This is a genomic window from Psychroserpens citreus (assembly GCF_055686305.1).
Genome location: NZ_CM145999.1, coordinates 3,165,305 through 3,188,906 on the forward strand (window position 1 = coordinate 3,165,305; position 23,602 = coordinate 3,188,906).

15 protein-coding genes are annotated in these 23,602 nt (G+C 33.4%); 4 read left to right on the top strand and 11 right to left on the bottom strand.

What is annotated here, in order from left to right; translation table 11 throughout:
- Nucleotides 1-38: 38 nt before the first annotated feature.
- Together ACTU6T_RS14170 and ACTU6T_RS14175 are read left to right on the top strand one after the other, a co-directional pair.
- Complete coding sequence (locus ACTU6T_RS14170; RefSeq protein ID WP_460218849.1) at nt 39-1,160, top strand: DEAD/DEAH box helicase; 1,122 nt, start codon at nt 39-41, stop codon at nt 1,158-1,160.
- Between the two features lie 64 nt (nt 1,161-1,224).
- Nucleotides 1,225-1,773 (top strand): DUF4251 domain-containing protein, encoded by a 549-nt coding sequence (locus tag ACTU6T_RS14175; protein ID WP_460218850.1) that lies wholly within the window; start codon nt 1,225-1,227, stop codon nt 1,771-1,773.
- A 30-nt stretch (nt 1,774-1,803) separates the two neighbouring features.
- On the opposite strand, the gene ACTU6T_RS14180 is transcribed toward ACTU6T_RS14175, so the two are convergent.
- From ACTU6T_RS14180 to ACTU6T_RS14190, 3 genes are read right to left on the bottom strand one after another with little or no spacing between them, the layout of a single operon-like run.
- A complete protein-coding gene (locus tag ACTU6T_RS14180; RefSeq protein ID WP_460218851.1) occupies nt 1,804-1,995 on the bottom strand; it encodes a hypothetical protein in 192 nt (63 codons plus the stop codon).
- 5 nt (nt 1,996-2,000) lie between these two features.
- Nucleotides 2,001-2,588, bottom strand: a complete 588-nt coding sequence (locus tag ACTU6T_RS14185; protein WP_460218852.1) for a hypothetical protein — start codon at nt 2,586-2,588, stop codon at nt 2,001-2,003.
- A 9-nt stretch (nt 2,589-2,597) separates the two neighbouring features.
- Entirely contained in the window at nt 2,598-3,161 is a 564-nt protein-coding gene (locus ACTU6T_RS14190) for a YceI family protein (protein WP_460218853.1), read from the bottom strand.
- A 124-nt stretch (nt 3,162-3,285) separates the two neighbouring features.
- On the opposite strand from ACTU6T_RS14190, the gene ACTU6T_RS14195 reads away from it, so the two are divergent.
- Nucleotides 3,286-4,146 (top strand): winged helix-turn-helix domain-containing protein, encoded by an 861-nt coding sequence (locus tag ACTU6T_RS14195; RefSeq protein WP_460218854.1) that lies wholly within the window; start codon nt 3,286-3,288, stop codon nt 4,144-4,146.
- A gap of 3 nt (nt 4,147-4,149) precedes the next feature.
- Here the strand turns inward: ACTU6T_RS14195 and ACTU6T_RS14200 are convergent, their stop codons facing one another.
- From ACTU6T_RS14200 to ACTU6T_RS14225, 6 genes are all read right to left on the bottom strand, one after another.
- Nucleotides 4,150-5,154 carry a PorP/SprF family type IX secretion system membrane protein gene (locus ACTU6T_RS14200; RefSeq protein ID WP_460218855.1) on the bottom strand — a complete coding sequence of 335 codons (1,005 nt, stop codon included), beginning with the start codon at nt 5,152-5,154 and terminating at the stop codon, nt 4,150-4,152.
- Between the two features lie 20 nt (nt 5,155-5,174).
- Nucleotides 5,175-13,394, bottom strand: coding sequence for a T9SS type B sorting domain-containing protein (locus tag ACTU6T_RS14205; RefSeq protein WP_460218856.1), 8,220 nt, complete (start codon nt 13,392-13,394; stop codon nt 5,175-5,177).
- A gap of 69 nt (nt 13,395-13,463) precedes the next feature.
- Entirely contained in the window at nt 13,464-15,932 is a 2,469-nt protein-coding gene (locus tag ACTU6T_RS14210; RefSeq protein ID WP_460218857.1) for a PorP/SprF family type IX secretion system membrane protein, read from the bottom strand.
- A 1-nt stretch (nt 15,933) separates the two neighbouring features.
- Nucleotides 15,934-17,337 carry a T9SS type B sorting domain-containing protein gene (locus ACTU6T_RS14215; protein WP_460218858.1) on the bottom strand — a complete coding sequence of 468 codons (1,404 nt, stop codon included), beginning with the start codon at nt 17,335-17,337 and terminating at the stop codon, nt 15,934-15,936.
- Between the two features lie 145 nt (nt 17,338-17,482).
- Nucleotides 17,483-18,796, bottom strand: a complete 1,314-nt coding sequence (locus tag ACTU6T_RS14220; RefSeq protein WP_460218859.1) for a hypothetical protein — start codon at nt 18,794-18,796, stop codon at nt 17,483-17,485.
- A 272-nt stretch (nt 18,797-19,068) separates the two neighbouring features.
- Nucleotides 19,069-19,521 (bottom strand): hypothetical protein, encoded by a 453-nt coding sequence (locus tag ACTU6T_RS14225; protein ID WP_460218860.1) that lies wholly within the window; start codon nt 19,519-19,521, stop codon nt 19,069-19,071.
- 491 nt (nt 19,522-20,012) lie between these two features.
- On the opposite strand from ACTU6T_RS14225, the gene ACTU6T_RS14230 reads away from it, so the two are divergent.
- Complete coding sequence (locus ACTU6T_RS14230; RefSeq protein ID WP_460218861.1) at nt 20,013-20,609, top strand: hypothetical protein; 597 nt, start codon at nt 20,013-20,015, stop codon at nt 20,607-20,609.
- 30 nt (nt 20,610-20,639) lie between these two features.
- On the opposite strand, the gene ACTU6T_RS14235 is transcribed toward ACTU6T_RS14230, so the two are convergent.
- On the bottom strand, nt 20,640-21,554 hold the full coding sequence (locus ACTU6T_RS14235; RefSeq protein ID WP_460218862.1) for a peptidoglycan DD-metalloendopeptidase family protein: 915 nt from the start codon (nt 21,552-21,554) through the stop codon (nt 20,640-20,642).
- A gap of 118 nt (nt 21,555-21,672) precedes the next feature.
- Nucleotides 21,673-23,379 carry a phospholipase D-like domain-containing protein gene (locus tag ACTU6T_RS14240; protein ID WP_460218863.1) on the bottom strand — a complete coding sequence of 569 codons (1,707 nt, stop codon included), beginning with the start codon at nt 23,377-23,379 and terminating at the stop codon, nt 21,673-21,675.
- Nucleotides 23,380-23,602: the final 223 nt, after the last annotated feature.

A 23,602-nucleotide genomic window follows, 5' to 3' on the forward strand; every position in this document is an offset into this window, starting at 1 on the left:
AATAATAACAATACCTTTGCAATCAATTATTAATGACCATGAACAGCACATTTTTTGACTTAGGAGTATCAAAAGCTTTGATTAAAGGTTTAAAAGAACTCCATATAAAAACACCAACAGAAATTCAAGAAGATGCTATTCCAGTTTTGCTAAAAAACGATACCGATTTTATTGGATTAGCCCAAACAGGTACTGGTAAAACTGCAGCTTATGGTTTACCAATTCTTCAAAACATTGATGCAAAAAACGAGCAGGTTCAAGCTTTAATTTTAGCACCTACACGAGAATTAGTTCAGCAAATACAGAAACAACTTTTTAAATTTACGAAGTATTGTGAGGATAAAATATTTTCCGAAGGCGTTTATGGTGGTGAAAAAATGGACGTTCAAATCAAGCGTTTGCAGAGAACTACACACATTATTGTTGCTACTCCAGGTCGCTTATTGGATTTTATTGAACGCGGTGATGTCAACATTAAAAATATTAACACATTAGTTTTAGATGAAGCCGATGAGATGTTAAGTATGGGCTTTAAGCAAGATCTAAATAAGATTTTAAAATATACAACAGGAACACGACACACTTGGTTGTTTTCTGCAACTATGCCTGAAGAGATTCAAAAAATCATCAGAACCTATATGTCTGAGGATGCTGTACGTGTTGAAATTGATAGAAATAGTTTAGTGAATGCTAATATTTCTCATCATTATATTGTTACTTCTATTAAGGAAAAAACAAATATTATTACACGTTTATTAGATTCTTATAATGATGATAGAGGTATTATTTTCTGTAGAACTAAAGCAGGTACTAATCAGTTAACTGAAAAGTTAAAAGCTGAAGGATTCTCTGTTGGCGCACTTCAAGGCGATATGCAGCAAAAGGAACGTGATAAAGTGATGCGCGCTTTTAAAAACCAGTCATTGCAATACTTAGTGTCGACAGATGTATCAGCTAGAGGTATAGATGTCAACAATTTAGCCTTTGTTATTCATCATCAACTACCAGATCAGTTGGAATATTACACCCATAGAAGTGGAAGAACTGCTAGAGCTGGAAAAACAGGAGCTTCTATTGCACTTATTATTTCAGGTGAAGAGCAAGATATCCAAAATTTGCAAAAAGACTTACACATTAAGTTTAAGCAAATGACTTTATAAAATGTTAAATAACAAGGATTTGCGTCTTTTAAATTGTATATTTAGAGGTGTTAAAACTCATGTTATGAAAGCTAAAATTATAGTATTATTTCTTATAAGTATTTTTTTGTCAGCTTGTAATTCTACAAAATCTGCAGCCACACCAGAACAAATGCAAGCTTTAGACGAATTGGTCAATTCTCAATCATTTAAAATTGAATCTGTTTGGGCTATGCCTCAAATTAATCGTAGTATCTCGGCTTTACAAAGCAGAGGGCTAATTGCACCAGGTAGTAATGCAAATCGTATAAGTTTAACAGGAATTGCAAATGAACTACAGTTAAATGGAGCCATAATTACATCGCAATTACCATATTATGGTGAAGTGCAAATGCCATCAGGTTATATGGGCTCAGACAATAATAGTATTGCGTTTGAAGGTAATATTAAAAATTATACAGCTGTAAAAAATACAGATAATAGTTATACAATTTCATTTGATGCGCAAAGTAATAATGAAAATTATGATGTCACTATTCAACTTTATCCGTCTCTTAAAAGCGACATGTTGTTAAAAGGGGCAAAACGGTTTCCGATTCGTTATACTGGGAATGTAATTAAAGTTTCTGAATAGATAATATTATAAAAAACTTTGCAGCCATTCTTAATTAATATCTAAATCTCTCTTTAGTATATTTAGTTTTTTTTCAGCTCTTGCTAAGGTTTGTTTATTATCCTCATAAGTCATTGTAATTTCAGTTTTGCACGAATTACAGATGAATGATTTTCCGTTAATTACTTCATTAAATTCAAACTCTATTTTAGTTTGACATTTAGGGCATGGTATGTTTGGCATATTATTTATTTATCACAAATATCATTTTTGATTTTTATTGTTTTAAATCGCTCCCAAATTTCATGAACAAAGCCTTGTGGAGATAATTCAAATACAATATTTGTGGTATTGTTAATTTTACAATAATAAGATTTTACTTGTACATTTAAAGTAATCATGCCTTCACTACTAAATGAATCATACATATAAACTCTACCTAAAAAATCTGCTTCCTTATCGTCAGTTTTTATAAAATTTACTTTAGTATTAGGAACCTCAAAATCTTTCTTTTTGTTAACAGCAGCCATTAGGCCATTGTAATAGAATTTAAGTTGTTGTTCTAAATCTGTAGCTGTTGGTTTTTGAATACCATCTACATGCCATACAAACATATAGCACCAAAAATCCTCACTGTTTTGATTACGCCATTCTTTGGTAAATCGCAAATCTTCATAGCCTGTATATTTGATTTCAGTAGCAAAGCTAATCGGGAATTTAATAATCTCTTTTAACCAAGTTGTATCCGATTCCAATACACCCAGTATATCTTCATCTTGCGAGAACATTAAAAGCGAACCCAAAAAACAGAATAGAGTTAATACAAATGTTTTCATCTTATAAATTTACAAACTTAAAGTGACTTCAAAGCCTATACCATCAGAAATGGCTCCATCTCGTATTTTGCTATTATAACTCACATCCCATTTCATGCGATCTATTTTAAATTTTGCAATCATTTGTTGTTTTTCAAAATCTACTTCAGCTTGAAAAGAAATTGGTTTTGTTATGCCTTTAATTGTTAAATCTGCAAGAACCTCCATACGAGTACTATCGTGATATTTTACTTCAGTTATATTTAATAATGCTGTTGGAAATTTTGCAACATTAAAAAAATCTGGATCTTTTAGATGATCAACTAACCCCTTATTAGCATCAGCCTTTTTAATATCTTCACAAATAATAGAATTCATATCAATTATAAATTGTCCACCAGTAATAACATCTCCACTTTTTATAAAATATCCTTCTTTAAAACTAATTGTACCGTTGTGACCTCCAAAATAAAATGTATATTCTCCATACCATTTGATCTCGCTATTTCCAATATCAATATTGAGATTGTCTTGAGCTAAAGAATTGGAGATTGTAAATAATGCTATGGTAATTAATAATAAGTGTGCTTTCATATCTATTGTTTTTTAATTGTGTGGTAAAACTAGATGCAGCTCAGGTGAAAAATGTCAAAAAAATGTAAAAGAAGTGTCAATACTTGTAAAAAGTCATGAAATATTATGTTATTTACATCAAATTATGGAAAAGCAACACTTTTATCTTATTTGTAGTGCATTTACTTTGCTAATAATGATAGGGTTTATATCCTGTTCAAGCAATGCGGATGATGATTCTGGCATAATAAAAATTGCGCTTCGCGAAGCTGGTAATCAACTTTTACTCAAACAGAAAGATTCTACATCTATCATATTGCCAATTATTGAAAAGGAGCAAGGACATTATCAACTATCATTTCAAAATGTATTAGCATTTGAACCTAATGAATTGGTTACCGTTATTGATAGTAGTTTCCACAGAGCTTCTATTGCGTCAAATTATCGTGTCGAAGTGACCCAATGTTTTGATGATGAAGTTGCCTACAGTTACGAAATGAATGTAGAAGAGGAGCGTACTATTATTCCTTGCGCGGGACGTTATTTACCAGAAGCGTGTTATATAGTAACAGTATCTTTTTTGAACCCTAAGTCTAATGTCTTAAGTCGACACCCGCTTGCAATTATAGCGGCGATAGGTTTTATGTTTTTTATTATTTACTATTTTAAAGAGAAAGCAAAGGTTGAACTTTCCGAAGAAAAAAACACAAGTTATTCTGAAATTGGAAGTTTTCAGTTTTATCCAGAGCAAAACAAATTGGTTAAAGCTGCTACAGAAATCAATCTTTCTAAAAAAGAATGCGAACTCTTGGAGCTTTTTGTAGCTAGTCCGAATCAAGTCATAAAACGAGATGAACTTACCAAGAAAGTATGGGAAGATAATGGTGTTATTGTTGGGCGTAGTTTAGATACTTATATTTCTAAATTACGAAAGAAATTAAAAGAAGATGACTCAATTAAACTTACAAATGTCCATGGTGTAGGTTATAAATTAGAAGTCAATTAGTATTTAGTTTCGATTGTTACCATTGTTTTTATACTTTCTATAACTCGTTCCTTTAGTACAAGCACAATTACTAATGCCAGACAAGAAATCTAGCCCTATAGTAATACTATGTGTTCCAGAATTAAAACTTGATAAATCATTAAAAGTTAACTGATATGAATAGGCAAAGTATAGTCTATTTTTCATAACACCAGCCATAGGCCCAAAATTAAGAGGCTTTAAAAATTGATCATTTAAAAAACGATAAGAGGCTCCAACCCAATAATAATCTCCATCACGATTAAACTTTCTGTATTTAAAGTTAAGATCTGTTGCTGAACGATCGTCACTATCAAAGCGTTGGTAGAAAATTGAAGGCTCGAACTCTACATTTTTATTGCCTTTACTGGCAATAATATATCCTGCATAGGCTTGATAGTTTAGTAATTGACTTGGTTCTAATCCTGTAAAGTCATCAATATCTTTATCTAAGATGTTATTGGCATTTAAGCTAAAATAGAATCGATTCCATCTGTATAGGAACCCTACATCAAAATTATTATTTGATCGAGAACGGTCTCCATCAATTGCAGGATCTATTATGGGCATATCTTCAGTAGGCTGAAAGTTTTCAATATCAATTCTAAAACTATTGACATTGTAAGATAATCCAAAAGACAAGTATTGCTTTGACTTATAATCTAAAATGATATGGTGCGCGAACGAAAATTTAATGCCTTTCTGACGTGTGTTTCCATTTCTGTCATTATACATGGATACACCTACACCAGATTGATTTGCAATTCTGAAATCGGCATATAAAGCTTGATTGTCTGGAGCATTTTTGATTCCAACCCATTGTGTTAATCCATTGGCACGCACTTTAAAATTATCACCAATTCCGGCATAAGTAGGAGAGATGATAAAATCATTATCGGCTAAATATTGGGTCCAAGCTGGAAGATTCAATTCTTGACCATATGTCAAAGAACTAAAAATTAAAAGTATATATATTGATAATTTTTTCATTAGTTTAGTTTTTTAGGTTATTACCTGTAGAGGGTAAAATGTCCAACATACTCCCTATTTAATAATGCACTGTTAGGTCTAACGACATACCAGTAATCCCCAGTTGGAAGCTCAGTTCCATTATACTTACCATCCCAATATTCACCTACTCGGTAAGTTGCTACTTTTCGTCCATATCGATCGAAAATGTCAAAAGTTAAATTTGGATAATCCTCGGCACAACCAACAGTCCATCCATCAGCTACACCATCACCATTAGGTGTAAAGTAATCTGGAATACATGGTCCTTCAATTTCGATCTCAATCATTGCTTCTGCAATACAGCCAGCACTGTCTGTTACAACAACAGTATATGTACCTTCTTCAGTAACCACAAATACATTTGTAGTACCATAATTTTCTCCATTAAGAGTAAACTCATAAATACCAGTTCCTCCAGTTGCTGTCGCGATTATTTGACCTGGTTCATCACCTTCTGTGAGCATTAATGATAATGGTTGATAATCTTCAATATCAAATAGGTCTGTGGTTTGAATACAGCCATTAGTATGTCTCACATCGATATAATGATCAGCTCCAGGTAATACATCTGTAAAGACATTGCTCAACTGGTAAGGTCCTCCATCTAAAGAATAGTCTAATTGAGTTAAATCTGTTATACTTTCATCAACATTAACTGTTACTGTATTCGTTAGAGTATTGTCAACACACAAATATTCAATCTCTACAACAGGGTCGATATTTACAGATTCTGGGAATGTAATATTCCATTGTGATTCACAACCTTGAGCATCGCGCACATAAACAATGTGGTCACCACCTCCTAATCCAGTAAAATCGAAGATCGTTTGTCCAACTGCTCCAGTAGTGTAGGGGCCATCATAATTGTCTAAACTTACATCATAAGGCAAAGTTCCTCCTGAAATATCTACACTAAACTCTCCATTTCCTTCACCTTCACAAGTTTCCTCAAATAAAGAATCTGCAACAATAGTTAAAATGACTTGTACAGGATCGTTTATTGTAAAATCGAAAGTCACATAACAACCTAAAACATCTTGCACAATCACATCGTATGATCCAGGTGCTAAGTTTTCAAATACATTCGTTTCGAAAAATTGATCTAATTGAGGAGAAATTGCATACTTAATGATGCCTGTTCCACCTGTAGCATTAATTTCCAAAATACCATCATTATTTCCACTACAAGTCACGTCATTGACTACAAAATCTACCTCTAAAGGTGCATCAGGCTGAGTAATTGTTATTGGAGCAGATGTTGCATCACAATCTCCACTTTCAACATAAACAACATATGTTCCAGCGACTAGTTCTGTGAATACACCTGGACTATCTTGTGTTGCAGGAATTGTTGCGCCACTAGTATCTTGTAAGGTGTAAATATAATTTCCTAAGCCACCTTGAGCATCGGCAACTATAGTTCCATTATTATCTCCATTACAGTTAATGGTTGGATTGGTTGATTGTAAATTAAGAATCAGTTCTGGTAATGGGTCAATAGCAATGTCGTTTGACACTTCAGCGATACAGCCATTGGCATCTCTCACATAATACATATATGTCCCAGGAGCTACAGAAAATGATGTAGATACTGCAAACGACCCTAAAACAGTTGTAAATGAGCTATCTGCACTATAGGTATATGTTCCAGTCCCACCAAAAGCACTTAAAGTTAATGTTGATTCTATAGTACAAGTTTGAGTAGAATTTACCACTAAGCTTGCTTCAATAGGTGTTGGCTCAGTAATAACGATATCTACAGATGTTGTAATACATTCATTTCCGTCAGAAATAGAAACCGAATAGGTACCAGCTCCTAGGTTATTAAATACATTAGAGGTTTGAGGACCAGAAGTACTTGGTGTTGGTAAAATTGTATTTAAAGTATATACATACTCTGTTCCAACTCCTCCAGTAACATTCGTTACGGTTATTGAAGCATCTTGATCACCAAAACACGCTAAAATAGAAGTGCTTGGTGTAAATGTGGCATCAATTGGATTTGGCTCTACAAGTGTTACATTGGTTGTAGCAATACAGCCTTCAGAATCAATAACATTAATCGTATAGTTTCCTGCAGAAAGGTCTGTAAACACTCCATTTGGTGAATACGGTACTGAAGCATCTCCAGTTAATTCATATTCATAACCTCCCCAACCACCACTAGCAATTGCAGTTATTGTTCCTTGATTGTTATCACAAGTTACATTAGAAGTTTCTGAAGCAACAAGTGTTAAGGCTTCAGAAGGAGAGCTTATAACTACTGTTCCAGTTGCAGAGCAAAATGGACTTTGCGTTTCATTAATAACTACTGTGAATGTTCCCGCTGTCATTCCAGATACCGTTAATGGATTTGTTGATGTATCTGCATTAACTAGACCTGTAACCGATGCTCCAAAATTATCAAATACTTCGTATGTATACGTTCCAGAATACCCATTAACATCAATGTCAAATGTACCTGTATTATCTCCAAAACACGTTACATTTGTTGCACTTGTTGAAAAAGTTGGAGGTGTAGCTTCTGGTAATGATATAGTTACTTCTTCAGTACAAGAAGTCACAGTATCTGTTATTGTTATAGTATATATTCCAGATGGCACACCTGAGAATACATTTGCAGTTAAACTCACAGATACTGGACTTGGGTTTATACTGTATGTATATGATCCTGATCCACCTGAGCCTGTAATAGTAATTACACCATCATCATCATTACATGTTGGGTTTGTAGTTACCTCTGGAGTTATTCCAATTGGAGCAGGAATATCAACTGAAACAACATTTCCACAACCATTTGCATCCTGTATTTCAATAGTATGTGTTCCAGAAAATAAGTTTGATATTGTAAATGGAGCAGTTTGTGTTTGAAATGCACCACCATTAATACTATAGCTATAAGGAGCTATACCAGCTGTATCTAAAGTCACATCAATTTCAAAGTCCCCTTCGGAAACAGTACAAAGGTTTGTGGCTATGGCTGAAATTACAGGTGTTGAATCTAGCGGTAAAATAATAACAGGACTTGTCACAATACAATCATATGCATCTTTAACATGTACATAATAATTACCGGAATCAACATTAAATACACTTGAAGCATTCCATCCAGCATCTGATGCTAATGGTGCTGTTGGTGTTGTTGTAATTTGATATTCATAGGGAGCTGTACCATTTTCTCCAATGGCACTAATAATACCTGAATTGGCATTACAATTTGCGTTTTGATCTATAGATACTGACAAGTCTAAGGCAATAGCAGATTCTGTAATGTTAAATGGAGCAGTAATCACACCACAGCCATCATTTGGTCCTGAAGTTTCTGTAATAGATACAAAATAGTTTCCAAATGCTAGTGGCCCTAAATTGTTAATTGTTAATACACCTCCAGCTGGTACACTTCCAGATCCTGTTATGCCAGTTGAAACTAAACTTAAGGCATCAAAAACTTCATAATTTACAGTTGTTGCAACACCATAAGGGCTATTTATTGTAAAAGAGACATTTCCATCTGCACTTCCCGTACATGTAATATTGTTTGAACTTACAGCACTCAAAGTTAAGTTTGAATTTGTTGGTATTGGAGTAGGAGCTTGTTCGTAGTAACTACATAATGTTGATTCATCATATACAATAAAAGTATATGTTACACCAGGTGTTAACCCAGTAAATGTTGCCGACATGCTTCCTACTGAGTCTTCAGGAACCCAAATACCACCTAATGGAGGAGGTGGAGGCGGAATAAACCCTTGATAAATTGCAAAATAAAATGGTCCAGTACTTGTTAATGTTGAGCCAACACTCACTACTGCTTCGCCACCTAAAAGACAATCTACAGTTGACGTGACTGAAATATCTAAATCTGTAGGAGGAGAGGCCACAAGAACATCCTGATTTAATACAGAACATCCATTGGCATCTACGACATTTATTTGATATAATCCAAAATCAACCACATCAAAACTCACAGATGCAGATCCAGTAGCATTTAGCTCTGAGTTAGAATATCCATTTGTTCCTGTAACAAAATAATTATAAGGTGCTGTTCCTCCAGTTACTGAATTTATAATAATAGATCCTTGAGATACACCACCAGCTGTACATGTGATATCTACTGTAGTAAAATCTACAATTATTGGATCAGGTTCACTTATGATAACTGTTTCGGTATCTTCACATGAATTAGCATCTGTTAAAGTTACAGTATATGTACCAGCAGGCAATCCAGATGTTTGTGTACCGTAATCCACTCCAGAAGTATCATTATTCACATTAATCACAAATGGTGGCGTACCAACTGAAGTATCTATAGTAATATCAATAGCACCATTTGAATCGCCATGGCATAAGATTGGTTGTGTTTGTGCTACAACACTTAAAACTGGTAATGAAATTGGATTTACAGTAATCACACTTGATTCTGCAATACACCCATTCGCATCTGTAATTTCAAATTGATATGTTCCATCAGTAGCAGCCGAATAGGTAAATGGTGTTCCAGTAGCACCTAAAGATGAATATGCTCCACCGTTGATAGATACTGCATAAGTGAAAGGAGCTGTGCCTGTTATTGTACCTGTTAATATTGCATCTGGTGATGCAGTACAATTTAAATCGGCTGTTAAAACAACATTTACTGTAGGTGTAGGTATTGGAGCAATTGTATAGGATTCGTTATAAATACAATCGTTTTCATCTCGTACTTGAAACGTATAAGTACCTGGTTCTAAACCTGCAAACATATTAGATGTTTGATATGCAGTTGCATTAGCAGCTGGGGCAATGATTTGATATTCTAATACACCTGTTCCTCCTGTTACATTTGTAATTGTAACTGTTGTTGTATTTGACGGACAGGTTATTGGTGTATTATCAAAAGCTAAGTCTGTTGGTGGGTTTAAAGCTTCTATTGTAATTTCATTAGTGATTATTGTACAATCATTTGCATCTTTTATGGTTACTATATAAGTACCAGTAGTAAGTCCTGTAAAGGTATTACTAGATTGAAAATTGACACCATCAATACTATATTCATATGGAGCATCTCCACCAGTAACATTAGTTACAGTAATTGTTCCTGTTGAGTTACATGTGTATGGTGCCGTCAGTTCTGCTGTTCCTGAAATGGCATCATTTTCATTAATGGTCACCGTTTGTGGATCTGTAAGGCAAACAGATGAACCAGCCGAATATTGAAGAACAACATCGTAGTCACCTTGAGTAAGTCCAGTAAATACTGACGAATTAGAAAATGTTACTCCATCATCAATACTATACATTATGCTGTAGCCGTTTGTAGTCGTCACATTTATGGAAATAGATCCACCATCTCCAGTACAAAGTATATCTGTAGTATCAACAGTAAACTCAGGCTCAGGTATGGCATCTATACTTATTGAAGTACTAGCACTACAATTATTAGAATCTACAACTGTAATGTCATAAGTTCCTGGTGCAGTTACAACAATTTCTGGTACAGTTTGAAAATCTGTAGATCCATTAACAAAATAGAAGTAAGGTGGTGTTCCTCCTTCAGGGTATACCGTAATTTCACCATCATTACAAGTTAAAGGAATTGTAATTGCTGCTGTTACTGTTAGCAGTGGAGGCTCAACAATTTCAATGTCTTCAGTATAAGTACAGCCATTTTCTGTCTCTACGGTCGCAGTATAAGTACCAGGGTTTAAGTTTGAAAATGTATATGTATTATCTACTATTGGCCCAACACTATTAACAAGTGTTCCGCCACTAAACAGTTCAAATGAATATTGTGGGTCGACATCATTAGCTGCTAACTGGATACTACCTTTGTCACCGTGACATAAGGGTTGTAGTATTGTAGTGGATACACTGAAATCTCTATCTCTTATCAATACATCAGGAATGGTAAATACACAAGGATTTGTTGGTACACCAATTTGTCTGATGTATACTGTGTAAGTTCCTGGAGTATTCACAGTAAATACATTACTTGCTTGGTAGTTAATGTCATCTAAACTATACTCATATCCAGAAGGGACATCATTTACTGTAATACTTCCTGGTGTTGTACAGATGATATCTGTTGCAATTACACTTGCGTTTAATAAATTTTGATACACATTGAAATAAAACTGAACAAAACAGCCACCTTCATAGTTAATTGTTAATCTGAATTGTCCTGAAGTATTTGCCAAATAATCTGGACCTGTAGCCACTTCATTCCACGTACAAGTATCATCTTCGTTAGCGCAATCTGGATCTGCTACAGCGGGACAACTAGACTCGTCTAATTGCTCCCAAATAATAGATGAGGCACCAGAAATATTGGTTTCAATAAATCTTGAATCATTTTCACCACATAAGAAGATATTAGGTAGAAGCTTTCCATCATTCGGGCAAGTCACAACTTCATCTGCATAAGGAATTACTGGATTCTCAATATCACCACCAAATACTTCAACTACATACTCTTGAACAATTGATTGGCAAGGAGCAATGGCATTATTAAAAGAATAGTAAGTTCCGGTAGCCGTAACAGTTATGGTTTGTGTATTACCAATTACTGGTGTTCCTGTTGGACTTGTAGACCAAGTATATGAATCATAACCATCTGCTGCAGTAAGGTCAACACTATCACCGCAAAGCACAATATCTTCTGTGAACTCACAATCTAAATCTGCTAAAAAGTTGGTGGCTTGAGGAGATAATAAGCAACCTGTGTTACTATTTAAACTTGGATCATCAGTAATTTGAAAATTTGGATTATAAAATCCGTTATAGGTTGCAAAAGCTTGATTATTAATAATATTAGAACAAGCATCAGCGAGATCACTACAGGTGTCAACAACTTGTACTTCAATGCGAATCTCATATACAGGATCATTTTCTTCTACAAGTGAATTATCAATATTAAAGATAAGTTCACGTGTTACTGGATCATAACTAGCAACAGTAACGCCTGGAGGCAAAATTAAATCATCTGGATAATTGAAAATAATATTAACAGGAAGCACGTCTCTAATTTGAAAATTAGTAGCATTATCGTTTCCTGTATTCTGAAATCCAATAACATAATTTAAAGAAGCTCCTAAATCAACTGTTTGCCCACCAATATTATTTCCAGCATCATCTTCAACAATTTTTGTTAATACAATATTTGGTTCTATAATTTCAACAGCAAATGCGAAGAAATATGGAAAGTAGGTATCTCCACTTGTTTCTAATCGTATCGTTCCTGAAGTTGCATCATTAGCAATTACAGAGTTTCCTGGGTTTGGTATCGCAATGGTTCCTGTATCAAATCCTAAAGTATTTGTACTATTCGGGTTTCTATTATCTACAGGAGTAGCATCTAATCGCGTAACAGAACTATTAAAAAAGTTAGTCACAGGACGATCTACGGTCGATAAACTTACCCCATTAAGACGTAAACGATCACCTAATATTGGACTATCTCCTTCCAATGTTGCAAAAGCAAAATTTGCTCTAACTGGAGCAGGAGCAGGAACAGTTCTAAATCCGTCAACAGGAATATCTAAGGTTGTATTGTTTCCTGGGACGCTTATTGCGCTAAAACCATCAAAGCTCGTAATAGATTTACCTGGAAGTGTAGGGTCTTCATAAACAATAAATAATGACCATCCAGCCGATTGCCCTGTACCATTAAATGGATCAAACGTTGACGTTTCTCCTAATCCAGAAGACACATTTGCAACAGTGTATGTTCCTAGGTCAACACCAGGGCCAAAAGCTGTTACGATATCTGTAACATCAGCAAAGCAGGCATATGAAAAACTATCACCACCATCTACTGTTGTGCCATTAGCATCATAAATTATGGTTCCTTGAATATCGTTATAACCTCCAACAGGTCCTTTTAATTTTACATCTGTTATTGGCTCTGTACCTGGATTAACTGCTCCCCAATATAATCCAGCATATATAATCCTGTAACAATTAGGATTTGGAATTTCTAAGTCAGCACTCGATGAACTAAATGTCGTCGCATCTCCATCGATGTCAATATATTGCATATTAACATTGTGATTATAAATTGTATTGTCATTAAACGCATTGTTGTCTGGACCAAGAATATTATTACCTATAAGGACAATGTCTCCTTTTAAATCTTCATTAAATCTTGGTGTGAAAGGTTCATAATTTTGTGCGTAGAACTGCAGACCTACACACATCATTGCGACTATGATTGCTATTCTTGAAAACGTAGGTTTTTTCATGATACTTAATTTTTTTATTCAGAAGTCTTCATGGGGCGTTCCAACTTCAGAATGGGCCTAATTACTTATTTAATTTTCTATTTTTACGAGGGACATTTTTGCATTATATGGTCTATTCCCTTTGTTTTTTAACTCTTTATTTGCAGCTTCAATACTGTCTGATTTCTTATAATATATATAGTATTTACTCGTATTCACATCATAGAAAAAGTCTACATCAGTTCGTCCAGATTCTACAACTTTTCTAACGAAATCATTTCTCTTATCAACATCTTTATGAACTGCAAGAATTAAATAATATCCATTATCAACATTTTTTACATTCTTAAGTATTTGAATATTATCACTTTGTTCTTCACCAAAATCAAAATCTTCAGTTTTTAATGGTGAATTTGTAAGAGTTGTTGTTTGTTTGATATTCTCTAAAGCTGCTCGATCTTGTGAATAACGTTCTTCTTCGTTATCAAACGCTGCACGCTTAATACGACGTCTTCTTTCAAACTCTGTAGCTACTTTTATATCTTCTAATCGAGTTTCTAATTTTGATTTAGCATCTAGAGCTGTTAATTGCTCAGACTCTAATCGTTTAATGGCTTTTTTGTAGAATAGTAAGACTTCATCATTTCTAAGTGTATCTGCCTTAAATTTATCATCATATAAGGCCTTTAACTCTTTAATCTTTTCATTACGTGAATTGATAACATTCTCTAATTCTGACTTTATACCGGCGAGTTTATTATTCTCTTCTGTAATACTCTTAAAAGGCTTTGGACCAACAGTAATACCCTGTTCACTTAAGTCATTTTCTTCTTTCAAATCCTTCAAGTCTTTATCTTTTATTTCAATGATGTCATCAAATTTCTTTAATAAATCGCTCTGAGTAGTTTTAGAATCTTCAGTTTGCTGCGTTATAGCATACATGGTCTTACCAAGTTCATCAGAAGGATTGGTAATTAATTCATCTTTAGCTTTCTGTTCTGCTAATAACTTAGCCTGAGCCTCTGCTTCAGCTTTAGCTTTCTGTTCTGCTAATAATTTAGCCTGAGCTTCTGCTTCATCTTTAGCTTTCTGTTCTGCTAGTAACTTAGCTTGAGCCTCTGCTTCATCTTTAGCTTTCTGTTCAGCTAGTAACTTAGCTTGAGCTTCTGCTTCATCTTTAGCTTTCTGTTCTGCTAATAACTTAGCCTGAGCCTCTGCTTCATCTTTAGCTTTCTGTTCTGCTAATAACTTAGCCTGAGCTTCTGCTTCATCTTTAGCTTTCTGTTCTGCTAATAACTTAGCCTGAGCTTCTGCTTCATCTTTAGCTTTCTGTTCTGCTAGTAACTTAGCCTGAGCCTCTGCTTCATCTTTAGCTTTCTGTTCAGCTAATAACTTAGCTTGAGCCTCAGCTTCAGCTTTAGCTTTCTGTTCTGCTAATAACTTAACCTGTGCCTCTGCTTCAGCTTTTGCTTTTTGTTCTGCTAATAACTTAGCTTGAGCTTGAGCTTCTGCTTCAGCTTTTCGTTGAGCAGCAGAAGCTCTATTCGCTTCCGCTTTTTCTTTTGAAATTTTTGCAACTTTTGGCTTTTTCTTATTATTCCCTGAAAGTAATCCACTCACTTCATCGCCACTACTATAATCATAACGGTCACGATTTTTAAATCTATAAGCAAGTGTTATATCATGTGATGATCCAAATTCGGTTAAGTCTCCTATTGCTTTTTCAAAATTATATTCAATAGCAATTTCTGGTGTAATGTTAATTCCAACTCCTCCAGAAGCTCCAAATACAGAATTATAACCTACTTGTGCCCAAATACCTTTTGGTACTGTTAGCATGGCTATAGCAGAAACAATGGTTTCATCTTTTCTAAATTCAGATCGCAACAAACCAGAAAATTTAGCTTCATCAAAAAAGCCTCTTGAATTCATATATCCAGTATACATGATGTGAGCTTGAATCCCTTGCTCTGGATTGTCTTGTAGCATTTCAGACGTATTAAAATTATATACCGCCAAATTGTTTATTGAGAGTCCGAAATCAAAAAATGCGATACCATAGTTAATACCTGGATTAATTGTTAGTAAAAAATTCTCAGGAACATTTTGAAGTGACGGGTCATCAAAATTTGTAATTACATTTCCAGTATTGACACCACTTTTATATGCACTAATATTTAACCCGAAAGTTAAATTACTATCTCTTGCTAATCTTGCGTTATATGCAAAGTTAACAACACCACCAAAGGTTGTTAACACACCATAATTTTGTTGAAATAATCCAATACCAGCACCAATGTTTTCTGCAAATCGTCCTGAATAGCTTCCTAAATAGGTAAGTGGTGCATTATCAAATTGTACCCACTCTCTTTTATTGAAAATACTTACATATTTGTTTTGCTCTCTAACAAAACTAAATGTAGGATTAATGGCATAACGATTAAAGGTCAAAGAATTTCTTACAGGTAGGGTAAGCGAAACCACTCCATCATCTTCTTGAGAATAGAACATCTGTATAGAACAGATACATAATACTAAAACCAAAAGACGTGTTTTCATATTACTTTACTATTGTTATTGATCCTTTTTTTGTTTTGTTATTTTCAGTAGTTATTACATAATAAAAAACCTGATTAATAGCGGTTAGACCAAGATCATTTGCTGGCCAATTATTTAAATAATCGTTAGTTTTTAGCACCACTTTTCCGCGATTTGTCATTATCATAACTTGTGTGTTTGTACCGCTAACATATTGAGTTGGAATGACCCAAGTATCATTTATATTATCACCATTTGGACTGATAACATTTGGAATCTTTGCAACATCAGGAAATTGATCTATGGCTTCTGAAATCTCAAATAGAAATTCTCTTGAGCCCAAGCATCCTGTAGTTTCTGTCACTACAATTTTATAACTTCCGAAGTTAGTTGCATCGTAATTATCTTCAGTGGCATCAGTAATTAAAGTTCCATCTAAATACCATTGATATTCTGGGCTAATTGCAGTAGTAGAAACTTCAACATATAATGATTCACCATCTTCGATAGTATTCGTTTCAGCAACATTAATAGATCCTGTGAACAATTCACTTTCTAATTCTATTGATCCTGAAGCAGAGCAATCTCCTAAGTCTACTTGAACTGCATACATACCAGATTCATTAGTTTGATACATTTGATTTGTAGCTTCTGGAATTATAACTCCATCCTTAAACCATTGATAGCTATTACCACCAATAGTACTTAAGGTTGTTAAACCTTGTTCTGGGCAAAATGGGTTCCCTAAACTTGAAGCTATTTCTGCATTGGCTTCACCAGAAGACACTTCGCTTATAGTTACTCGGTTTGAAAATGAATTAGAAGTACAAGTACCGTAATTTGTTTCTACAAAGTATGTGCCTTCGGCACTTACAGTTAGAGAAGCTCCTTCAGCAATAAAAATAGACGTTGTAGGTCCAGTTTCTTTATACCAATTAAATGTTAAAGACGGGTAATTGAGGGGAGAATCATTTGATCCAGAACCTGGATTATCTATTGTAAGCAAATAACTTCCACCTGTACAATAAGCACCAGTCGATACTAAATTATTAATTGTAAATGGTTCGTCTTGTAGCTTAAAATATGCGGCAAAAGATGCCGAGTTTGAGCTTGTTGCAGCAGGCGAGCTACTTTTAATTCTAATACGATAGTTTTCACCAGCTGTAGTTTGCGGAATAGAAAAATCAAGTGTTGCAGGTGAAACTGTTACTTCTCCCGGAGTAGATGTAAATACTACTGTAGCATTTGAAAAATCACCATCGGCATCAGACAATTCAATAGAGAATTGGTTAGAGGCGTTTAATCCACTCTCTGGAGAAAATACAAAAGTCGTGCTATAAGTATTAAATGACTCACTAGCACAAGCTTGACTAAACCCTAAGCTTGGTGTACCAATAACTATTTGGGCGTTTACATTGTTTTGCATTATAAAAACAAGAAAACAAAGTCCGAGAAGGAATTTATATGAGGATTTTTTGTAGTACATTTAGTTTGGGGCGTAATTGTTTATCCTATAAGCTGATTTTGTTATTTTAAGATTATACTTTTAATATTGAAGATAACAATTAGCATTAATCGTTATCATCAATATCATCGTTGGCTGCTATAATTCTGTTAATTTGTAATCTATAGTCTGGACGTTTTGAGCTTTTTGCATCTATAAAGGTTTCAGAATCTGGTCCTTTAGAGTAAACATTGTTAAATGCTCTATTACCATACCAATTTTCTAAGTCTTCATTATTTGTAATATTTTCGACAAAAATATTACCCTTACAATTATTAAAATAAGTTCTAGTGAAGCTTATCTTATTTAGATTTTCGCTATTTATTTTGATGTTATAATCAAAAATTACTGCAGGATTAAACCCAGATATCACACTCTTATCTATTTCAAACGAAGTGTCTGCACCAATATATATAGCTTCATTTACCAAACCTATTTTAATGTCTTGTTGTAAGTCATCGCTAATGTTTATCAAGGTTAAGTTTTCAGCTTTAATCGATGTTTGTTTTTTAGAAAAATCTGCTTCATCTTTAATGTCATAATCTGACACATACATACATCTAGACTTATCAGCTCCTGATACATAAGGTGATCTAATTGCTAATGAATTATTTATTTTGCATTGCGCACCATAATTAAATTCGTAATCATTTCCACTAGATTTGTATGACACCATTTTATCAAGAATGATATTTCCTCCCATAATATTAAATGAATTTCCTTCACAATAGCTAACCATAACATTCTCTATTAGTGTTTGGTGACCTACACCAGCAAGGGTAAGACCATTAAAATATCCGAAATTCTTAGTTCGTTTTCCAGCATATTCAATGCGAACATATCGAAGAATACCTGAGTAACTATCTGGATTATTGCCACCATAGCTAATACTATTGGCTTTTTTTGTTTCTAAGCCGTAATTTATAGAAGATTCATTACCAAACTTATTAGTAGGTGCATTGCCGAGAATAAAAAGTCCTCCCCAATCACCTGGCTTTTTAACACTTCTACTAGATGTAAATATGATTGGATCTGTATGAGTTCCATCTGCAATAATTTTTGATCCGTTACTAATTGTAAGAGATCCTTTAGTTTTAAAATCTCCAATTATAACAGTTCCAGGCTCGATAGTAAGGGTAGTGCTATCTGTTACAAATACATCTCCGAGTAAAAGATAAATATCTCGTTTATATAATTTTTTATTTTTTGTGATGTTGCCACTTAAAATTTGAGTAGGTGCTCCGTATTCAACTTTATTAGGTTTGAATTCGGTCCAAGGATTAAGCCAGTTATTATAACCGATTATTCCTTTTTCTTGCTGAGAGAACACATTGCCGTAAACTAAAATAAAGGCAATTGTAATAAGAGTAATTTTTTTCATCGCGGTTAAATTCATTAATTTAGATTTGGGGTACTAAAATATAAGTATCAAACATAAGTACTTTATACATGAAATGCAAATAATATCGACGAAATGCACTTTCTACACTAGTTTATATGTATTTTCTTACAATTATTAATTATCAATACGTTTTGTTCTGTCAATTATTTAACTGCCATGATATCAAACGCTTATAAAAAAAGAGAAGTTATAAAAAAACCTCAGCAAAAATAGCCGAGGTTTAATTCAAATTAAATATAAGTAAAAATAGACTAATCCGTTTTGTAATCATTATATGTATGTAATGATTTGAGTGTTTCTTCGTAAAACAAAATAGCAGCAATAAGATCTCGTGTATCAGAATAGGGTAGAATAGATTTTTGAAATTCTACAGTGCTATCAAAATATTCAACAGATGCTTCTTTATTCGCTTCTAAGGCTTTTTTGTTTTCCTTAGTTTCTGGAATACCCAAAGAGGACATTGTTACTCCAGGCTTTGTTGCAAACGCGATATTTGGAAGAATATTTACTATAACTTCAATACGCTCTATATATAAATTTAATAATTCACCTTTAGTCATTCTATTTAAATCATCATGACTATGATATTTAGAGATATTTACTTTACCACTAATTATATTAACTTGAGCGTTCTTTTTTTGCGCATATCCGATAGTAATCATCAGAAGTAAAATGACGCTTAATAGAGTAGGTTTTGTCTTCATTTTTAGTTTTTTTAGTTAATCTAGGACAAGCAAATCTATACATTTTATTAAAAAAAACAACATTATTCCGACTTTTTTTACAAACTTTTTTATCGCATGAAATGCATATTTCTTGGATAAACCGCTTATTTATTGGATAAAATGCAAATTTATACGACGAAATACTTTTGTGATTTTTTCAATATTTTGAGTTTTATTATTGCTCTTTTTCATCATTTTTTCATCAAAATACTGCTATTTAAAAAATGAGTTGAATTTTCAAATTTCGATTATAAAAGTCATTTCATTTAATAAAGATTTCAATTTTGATGACTTTAAAAGTGACTTAATAAACACTTAGATCTCGATTATTACTTTAAATAATTGTCTCATTTCATCGGTAAATTTTGCGTATATATTCATTTCGTCGCAAAAAAATATGCATTCATATGATTTTTAAGGTGTTATGGATTTTATGCCTCAATTTTGAATAAATCTATAATACTTAACCCATGAAATGTTTAATAGCAATACTGTCTTTCACCTTCTTTTTTTCTGGCAATATCTTAGTTAATGCTCAAGATGATTTAAGTAATCATCCTATTTATGATTATAGCGAAACGCAACTCAATAATACAGATAGTATACCAGACTTAAATGCTAAAACAAACAAACTTAAAATTTCTGGTACTATTTATGAAAGCGATGGTATAACTCCAGCTAAAGACGTAATTCTTTATATAGAGCAAGCTGACGAGGATGGTGATTTCGATTTAAGAGATACTAAAGACAAGCGTTATGTTCATCATAGAGCATGGATTAAAACTGATGCCAACGGAAAGTATACCTTTTTTACGTTTGTTCCGGGTAATGATAGACGCTACAATCAACTACAACAATTGTTTCCTTCAATAAAAGAACCTTCAAAACCTGAATATGATATCGCAAGTTTCCTTTTTGATGATGATCCTTTATTATCTAAACTGTGTAGAAAGCGAATGGCAAAAAAAGGAGATCCTACAAGAATTCTTAAACCTAAAAAGGTAGAAGGTTTATTAGTTGTAGAAAAAGATATTATTTTAAATTCAGGTAGTGAAGCAACTAAATAATACGTCTATATTTTTAAATACTAATAGATATTATTTCTCTATTACTAATTTTTGACCAATTTTTAACACCGAATTTCTACTAATTGTATTGGTCTTACAAATGGACGCTATTGATACATTATTACGCTTCGAGATGCGCGAAAGTGTATCACCTCGCTTAACTACATAAATGGATTTCTGCTTAATTAAACTAGCAATTGCATCTTCTTCTGAAAGCAATAGGTTCAACTTACTTTGTCTCTTCGAATTATGAGCAATTGGACGTGTCCACGTTTTAGTAATCCATATTTCTTCAGCTCTAATTGCATTAGTCTCGTCAAAATTAAATAAGTATTCAGGGTTAATAGAAACCCCTTTATAATTAACAACTAAATGCAAGTGACTTCCTCTAGCATTACCTGAAACACCACCTTTACCTAGGTATTGTCCTTTAAACACACTATCATTTTCTTTAACACCGTAAGCCGAAAGATGCGCATAAACTGTTTCTAAACCATTATAATGTCTCACGACAACGGTTTTTCCATGACCTCTGCTGTAACGAGACATTCGAACAACACCATCAAACATAGCGAACAAACTATCACCCGTTACCAAATCGATATCAATACCTCTGTGGGCTCGACCTCTTCGCCAACCATATCTTGAGGTAATAACCTTGTCTTTGCTAATAGGAGAACTATAGTTCTTTTCTTTAAAGTTTAGTTTCAGCGGAAATTTAACTTCTACATTTTTATAAGGATTATAAACAGCGTGATCCCAATATTCAGCTTTAATATCGATAGGTTTAATACTATCTTTTTCAATTGTTACATTTGGCGTAACAGAATCTTTTACGACTTCAATTTTAAAATCTGAAATATCAACATTGAGTTGAGTTTCTTTTTGAGCAGAAAGCCCAAAAAAGCAACATAAAGTGAGAAGGGATGAACTAATTAATTTCATTTTACCGAAATAAATACTGCTAATTTTTGATTGACGAATTTAAAAAATTTAAACGTCCAAAATGTTAATTTGTTGTTAGAATCTTACAAATAATATTAACAATATGACTTTAAGATAATTATTGCCCCGAAAACACAATTCTGTCTTGAAATTTATGACTAAAAGGTGTAGGCGAGTAGGATGTTCTACTCCAGGAAAAATCATCAGACAAGTGTATTGGGATTGTTTTTAAAGCTTTAGGTTCTAAACCTTGAAGCAATCGTTCCTTGTTCTGCTTTTTGATTTTCTTATTCTCATCTTCTGTTCGTCTGATATAATATCTCGATTTATAATGGTCATACATCCTCATAAATTCAACTGTCATAATAGCTGCCAAACGTTTGTCATTAAGAATTAGCATTGCGTTTTCATCGTTATCAGAACAGGAAGCTTCAGAGAAATTAGCAGAACCAAAAAACACTTTTGGATTGTCACCATAAGGATCAACTATAATAATTTTAGTGTGTATTTTATGTGCTCCAAATGCTTTCGCGTCCCAAGTTCGTCCCATATAAGTCTTTAAGCGATTTGGTGTGAAAAACCTAGTGTTTTTATGATGCAATCCATTGATTCTTCGTTTTGCTGTACTATTAACTATGCCATACTCGATGATGGCATCATCATTTGCTCCCATAGCTTCAACTAATCGCTTATCCATTCCAAAAGGAGCACTAATTAAAACCATCGATTTTGCATTCAAAATAAGATCGCAGGCCGTGATTAAAATATCTTTCTTCGAAATAGGAGAGAAGAAGGTCTTTGCGGCATATCTACCTTGAATCGCATTAATGGTATCCATATGTGATCTATTAGCAATTTTAGTGTACTTTTTTGTAGGGTTAGGCTTTAGTATTTTAAAAAAAGCTTCATAATGTTCTGCAACATCAGAATTATCAATCATGATTGCGGCATTAGTTTGAAAATTAAATGCATTCTCGCTAAAATTAGCAGATGCAGTCCATACTTTCTTTGGTTTCTGATTTCGGATAAGAATAACTACTTTGTTATGACTAATATTAACTTTATCCCTTGGTATTGTCAAATGTTCCATTTGGTTGTCATGGATTACCTTTTCTGTCTTTTCTGTCGAATGTTTACCAGCCTTGGCATCATGAATAATTTTGACCACTACACCTTTAGCTTCTGCTTTTAAAAATGCTTGGGCAATTTCATTATCATGAAATTCATATATAATACAATGCAATGCATCACCAGATTTAGCTTGGGCTATGAAGTCTAATAAAGATTCCTTTAAACCACGAGATAACCATTGGTAAGCATTTTTTCCAATATCTTTTGGTGCTTTGTTTTTAAAACGGCTTAAATATGCCATAGAGGAAGTGACACCTCTATTGACATATACACCAAGTTTGTTTTCTACTTCTTGTGTTGGTCTAATTTTAAAAATTAAAGGAGCTTCATTTCGGGTTAAATTTTCAGGTGTTCCTCGTAATGGATACACTTCATAAGTATATTTTCGGTGAGGCTTAAGAGAATAATCGCTCCATCTAAATCTTTGAAATGGAGCCTCTAGAGAGCTAACATCTTCTACTTTGCCTGTATCTGTTGCCTTGAATCGCTTATAACCACCAAGCCACTTAATACTCATAATTTCATCGGTTTCTGGATTTATAGAAATGCGTTTAATCCCAAAACCATGAAGTCCATCTCGCAATGCTTCATCATCAAAAGTCCAACCAATAATGGTTGAATAAGTCCCTACTAATGCGGCTCCATAATAATCACCACTAACAGCTCTTACTACTGGTTTATATATATTACTCATAATGCTTATAATTAAAGTTTAAACAATTTTTATACAAGAGTCAAAACAAATAATTCAGTATATCAAAACATAAATGATGCTGAATAAAAAGATACCCTGTAAGCTATTAAGGCAATATATAGGAAGACTATAACTCTTTAAAAAAGAATTACTTAGGATAAATATATAAAATATTCCTGAATAAATCTGAAACTAATAGCAATTAAAAATCAGATTACATTTG

Excerpts from the sequence above, each read along its gene's own strand:
- ACTU6T_RS14170 (WP_460218849.1), top strand. The coding sequence starts at position 39 with ATGAACAGCACATTTTTTGACTTAGGAGTATCAAAAGCTTTGATTAAA.
- ACTU6T_RS14175 (WP_460218850.1), top strand. The coding sequence starts at position 1,225 with ATGAAAGCTAAAATTATAGTATTATTTCTTATAAGTATTTTTTTGTCA.
- ACTU6T_RS14180 (WP_460218851.1), bottom strand. The coding sequence starts at position 1,995 with ATGCCAAACATACCATGCCCTAAATGTCAAACTAAAATAGAGTTTGAA.
- ACTU6T_RS14185 (WP_460218852.1), bottom strand. The coding sequence starts at position 2,588 with ATGAAAACATTTGTATTAACTCTATTCTGTTTTTTGGGTTCGCTTTTA.
- ACTU6T_RS14190 (WP_460218853.1), bottom strand. The coding sequence starts at position 3,161 with ATGAAAGCACACTTATTATTAATTACCATAGCATTATTTACAATCTCC.
- ACTU6T_RS14195 (WP_460218854.1), top strand. The coding sequence starts at position 3,286 with ATGGAAAAGCAACACTTTTATCTTATTTGTAGTGCATTTACTTTGCTA.
- ACTU6T_RS14200 (WP_460218855.1), bottom strand. The coding sequence starts at position 5,154 with ATGAAAAAATTATCAATATATATACTTTTAATTTTTAGTTCTTTGACA.
- ACTU6T_RS14205 (WP_460218856.1), bottom strand. The coding sequence starts at position 13,394 with ATGAAAAAACCTACGTTTTCAAGAATAGCAATCATAGTCGCAATGATG.
- ACTU6T_RS14210 (WP_460218857.1), bottom strand. The coding sequence starts at position 15,932 with ATGAAAACACGTCTTTTGGTTTTAGTATTATGTATCTGTTCTATACAG.
- ACTU6T_RS14215 (WP_460218858.1), bottom strand. The coding sequence starts at position 17,337 with ATGCAAAACAATGTAAACGCCCAAATAGTTATTGGTACACCAAGCTTA.
- ACTU6T_RS14220 (WP_460218859.1), bottom strand. The coding sequence starts at position 18,796 with ATGAAAAAAATTACTCTTATTACAATTGCCTTTATTTTAGTTTACGGC.
- ACTU6T_RS14225 (WP_460218860.1), bottom strand. The coding sequence starts at position 19,521 with ATGAAGACAAAACCTACTCTATTAAGCGTCATTTTACTTCTGATGATT.
- ACTU6T_RS14230 (WP_460218861.1), top strand. The coding sequence starts at position 20,013 with ATGAAATGTTTAATAGCAATACTGTCTTTCACCTTCTTTTTTTCTGGC.
- ACTU6T_RS14235 (WP_460218862.1), bottom strand. The coding sequence starts at position 21,554 with ATGAAATTAATTAGTTCATCCCTTCTCACTTTATGTTGCTTTTTTGGG.
- ACTU6T_RS14240 (WP_460218863.1), bottom strand. The coding sequence starts at position 23,379 with ATGAGTAATATATATAAACCAGTAGTAAGAGCTGTTAGTGGTGATTAT.